This is a genomic window from Ornithinibacter sp. (genome assembly GCF_035443565.1).
Lineage (GTDB): Bacteria > Actinomycetota > Actinomycetes > Actinomycetales > Dermatophilaceae > Fodinibacter.
In genome coordinates this window covers 1-4,305 of the sequence record NZ_DAORSO010000167.1, presented here as the reverse complement: position 1 = coordinate 4,305, position 4,305 = coordinate 1, and the positions used below count along the sequence as shown (strand labels likewise).

Annotated in this window: 4 protein-coding genes and 1 riboswitch; all 4 genes read right to left on the bottom strand. The window is 70.9% G+C overall.

Annotated features, from left to right (window positions below):
- Nucleotides 1-1,100, bottom strand: a 1,100-nt coding sequence (locus tag PLL68_RS12630; protein WP_324534602.1) for a sigma-70 factor domain-containing protein, incomplete at its 3' end; no start/stop codon positions are given.
- Between the two features lie 305 nt (nucleotides 1,101-1,405).
- Nucleotides 1,406-1,801: a universal stress protein gene (locus PLL68_RS12625; RefSeq protein ID WP_324534600.1), complete on the bottom strand. Its 396-nt coding sequence runs from the start codon at nucleotides 1,799-1,801 to the stop codon at nucleotides 1,406-1,408.
- Between the two features lie 65 nt (nucleotides 1,802-1,866).
- Complete coding sequence (metX, locus tag PLL68_RS12620; protein WP_324534598.1) at nucleotides 1,867-2,997, bottom strand: homoserine O-acetyltransferase MetX; 1,131 nt, start codon at nucleotides 2,995-2,997, stop codon at nucleotides 1,867-1,869.
- A 16-nt stretch (nucleotides 2,998-3,013) separates the two neighbouring features.
- Nucleotides 3,014-3,125: riboswitch (SAM riboswitch) on the bottom strand.
- Between the two features lie 55 nt (nucleotides 3,126-3,180).
- Nucleotides 3,181-4,305 (bottom strand): DUF4192 domain-containing protein (locus tag PLL68_RS12615; protein WP_324534596.1); only part of this gene is annotated, 1,125 nt, incomplete at its 5' end.

The following is a 4,305-nucleotide window of genomic DNA, read 5'->3' as shown; positions in this document are numbered from 1 at the left end:
CCGGTGTAGCGCTTGGCCAGCGACACCACGAGGCGAAGGTTGGCCTCGAGGAGGTGGTTCTTGGCCTTCTTGCCGTCCTGGGCGATCCACCAGAGCTCACGCTTGAGCTTCATGTCGATCTTCTCGCCGGAGTTCAGCTTCTCCTCGGCGAACAGGCCGGCCTCGATGCGCTTGGCCAGCTCGACCTCCTGCTCGGCGTTGAGCAGGGCGACCTTGCCGATCTGCTTGAGGTAGTCCTTGACGGGGTCCGCGGTGGCCCCGGCCGTGACGACCTGCTGAACGGGTGCGTCGTCCTCGTCGTCGTCGCGCAGGACGAAGCCGCTGGTCTCGGTCTCCGGCTCGGCAGGCTTCTTGACCTCGTCGTCGTCCTCGTCGTCCTCGACCTCGTCGACGGCCTCGGCAGCCGCTTCGGTCTCGGCGGCAGCGGCCTTCTTCGCGGCAGCACTACGACGGGGAACGGTGGTCTTCGCCGGAGCGTCGGATCCGGCCGCTGCAGCAGCGGCCTTGCGGGTGGTGGTGGCCCGGGCGGCGCGCGGCGCGGCGGTCTTGGCCGCGGCAGTCGAGGATGCCGTCGTCTTGGCTGCGGCGGTCTTCGTCGCAGCCGCCTTCGTCGCCGTTGCCTTGGTCGCAGCCGCCTTCGTCGCCGTTGCCTTGGTCGCAGCCGCCTTGGCAGGCGCAGCCTTGGTCGCAGCCGCCTTCGTCGGTACGGCCTTGGTCGCAGCCGCCTTCGTCGCCGTTGCCTTGGTCGCAGCCGCCTTGGCAGGCGCAGCCTTGGTCGCAGCCGCCTTCGTCGGTACGGCCTTGGTCGCAGCCGCCTTGGCAGGCGCAGCCTTCGCTGGCGCAGCCTTGGTCGCAGCCGCCTTCGCGGGTGCCTTCTTGGCCGTCGACGCCGTCGCTGCAGCCTTCTTGGTCGTGCGTGCCGTGGCAGCAGCCACGCCGATGTGGGCTGGGTCCATGACGACCTCGATGCCGTGCTCGCCGAGTGCGCTCAGGACAACACGTCCACGCTTGGGCTTGACCTCGGCGCTCTGCATGGCGTGAGCAACCTGTTCACCGGTCACCGACCCCGTGGCCGCCCCGATGCGAATCAGTGTCTGCAAGGCCTCGTGAGAGAACTCCGGGGGAAGTGCGCCGAGCTCGGGGGATGTGTTGGACACAGGCGACACCAACAACCTTTCGTCGCGGAAAACCGGGATCCAGGCGCGCAGAGCAACGCCGGGGCCGGCTGAGGGGGAGGTCCTGTGCGACACCGTTTCGTCCGGCCGAGGTGGCTGGGCCGGGGGTGTGGCCAGGTGCGCTCTTCCATTATAAAACGCGCTTCCCCATTCCGGCACATCGCACCGGGTGTCACCGGTGGCGATCGACGTGCTGGAGAGCGGGGACAGAGCAGGCGAACCGGCTGTGATCAGGCCTTGACGGCAAGCACCGCACAGGGTGCGTCGAGCAGGATCCGCTGGGCGTTGGAGCCCAGGATCAGCTTCCCGACCGGGGTGCGGCGCCGCAGGCCGATGACGATGAGGTCGGCGTCGGTGTCGTTGGCGACGGCGATGAGGTCCTCGGCGGGCTCGTTTCCGCGCACGAGCTGTCGAACCTCGAGCTCGAGGCCGTCGCCACGCAGCTCGTCGGTGACGCGCTGGAGCTCAGCTTCTGCCGTCTGGCTCGTGTCGTCGTCGTAATCCCGACCGCCACGGTTGGAGTTGATGACGACGAGCTTGGACTGGCGCAACCTCGCCTCCTCGACCGCTCGGGAGAGGGCTGCCCGCCCTTCCTTGGTCGATACGAACCCGACGACGATGGTCACGATTTTCCTCCTGTGGGGCGGGACGGCAATGTCTCGTGAGCGACGTTACCGCAGTTGGGGAGCCCTCAGGCAGCGCCGAGCGCGCGGGCGATGACTGCTCCGACCTGGTCGGTCTCGATGAGGAAGCCGTCGTGGCCGTACCGCGACTCGATCACGGACAACTCGGTGCCCGTCCTGGCCGCGACCATCTGCTCCGACAAGCGCAGGGGGTACAGGCGATCAGTGCTCACCCCGGCCACGTGCAGCGCGCCCCGGTAGGCCTGGAGGGCGCTGGCCACTCCCCCGCGGCCTCGCCCGATGTCATGGCTGTTCATCGCCTCGGTGAGCACCACGTAGCTGTTGGGGTCGAAGCGCCGGGTGAGCTTGGCCGCATGGTGGTCCAGGTAGCTCTCGACGTCGTAGCGGCCCCCACCCCCGAGAGGGTCCTCACCCGCCCTGGGCGACCGACCGAACCGCTCGTCGAGCTCACCCTCGTGGCGGTAGGTGGTGTGGGCGATCCGCCGGGCGATGCCCATCCCGGTGACCGGCCAGTCCTCGTACCCGTAGTAGTCGCCGCCCCGGTACGCAGGATCGGAGCGGATGGCGAGCAGCTGCGGCTGGCACCAGGCCACCTGGTCGGCCGTGGCGTACGGCGTCGACGCGAGCACGAGCGTGCGCTCAACCCGCGCGCCGTGGCCCGTGGCCCACTCCAGCGCACGCATCCCCCCCATCGACCCGCCGAGCACCCCGTGCCACCGCTCGATCCCGAGCACGTCGGCCAGGGCCACCTCCGCGGCCACCTGGTCGCGGATCGTGATGAAGGGGAACCGGCCTCCCCACGGCCGACCGTCAGGGCCTGCGGATGCCGGCCCCGTCGTCCCCTGGCACCCCCCGAGCACGTTGCTCGCCACGACGAACAGCTCATTGGTGTCCAGCGGCGCCCCCGGCCCGATCAGGCCCGGCCACCAGCCGGGTGACGCGTGCCCGGGGCCGACCTCACCCACGACGTGGCTGTCACCGGTGAGTGCGTGCTCGACGAGCACCGCGTTGTCTCCCGAGGGCGAGAGCGTTCCCCAGGTCTCGTAGGCCACGGTCACGTCCGGCAGGACCCCGCCGCGCTCGAGCGACAGGTCCCCCACGGCCGCGAACAACCGGTCCCCGACAGAGTCGCCGGCACGCCAGACCGCCGAGGTGGACCTCGTGGGGGTGGCTGTCATGACAGGTACTCCTCGACCATCGCGCTTGCCACACCGGGACGGGTGGGGCCGGGTCATCACCCGGGGCACCCCACCGCGAGGAGGGTTGCCGCCCAGCAAACCGGGGTTTGGCACTGGGACTCATGACCGGCCTCCATGCTAAACCGCCTCTGACCTGCGTGGCCCGGTGCGTCCGAGGGCCGGTCAGCCCGCGCGCCCCAACCTGCCGTCGCCGTCCTGCGTCGCCCCCTCCGTCGAGGGGACAGGGGGAAAGCGGATGCCGGCGTCGATGAGTTTCGCGAGGAGCGCAGCCAGACGGTAGTCGGGGGCGAGGTGTCGCGCCCGCTCGATCGCCGCGCGCGCGATCGTGCCGTCGCCACTGGCCCAGGCCACGTGGGCGACGACGGTGCAGAGGGCCGCCGCCTCCTGCGCTGCCTCGTCCGGCAGTGAGCGGCACAGCGCGACCAGCCGACGCAGCACCTCGTCACTCCCCTCGCCCGGTTCGCCGTCGAAGCCCATGCCACCCCACGAGGGCATCGTCGACTCCAGCATCAGCACCGCACTGGGCTGGAGGTCGGCCAGGGGCAGCACTCCGGGAGCCAGCCACGCGATGACGGCATCGCGCCAGGCGATGTCGCGCAACCCGAGCGCGAGATCGGCGACGACCGTCGGGGGCGGGTGCTGCGCACCACCATCGCGGCTGAGCCCGTCGCGGCCACCACCGTCGCGGGCACCCCCGTCGGTCCGCGGTGGGCGCAGGAGCTCGGCCCACGCGCTCGCCGAGCGACGACGCAACCGGCGACGCGGCATCCCCTCATGTGCCCCGATCGCGGCGGCCACTCCGGTGCTGGCGACGGGGTCGGCCCGGACCAGGTCGTCGACTGCGCTGCGCGAGAGCAGCGGGGCGCGCCCTCTTGCGACGTACTCGGCCACGCCCACCACATCGGCCGGGTCCGGGAGGGCGACTCCCTCTGCAGGACAGCAGTCCTGGGCACAGCGCGGGGAGTAACGCCGGCCGTCCCTGACGACCATGACGTCGAGCACCTCGACACCAGCCTGCTCGAGGTGTTCGGCCACCGCGAGCGAGAGGGGGACGCTTGCGTCGGCCCGGTCCTCGAACGAAACGACGACGGCCGCGCTGGCGCCGTCGCGGACCATTGGTCCGGTGAGCCAGGTGGCGACCTCGGCCTCACGACCGGGTGGTGGGATGTCGACCCGGGCGACGAGCCCGAGGAGACGGCCACGGATGGAGACGACCACGACGCTGTCGCGCGGGTGGTAGCCCAGGTGGTAGGGCAGGACCGAGACGATGTCTCCCGGCCCTCGAAG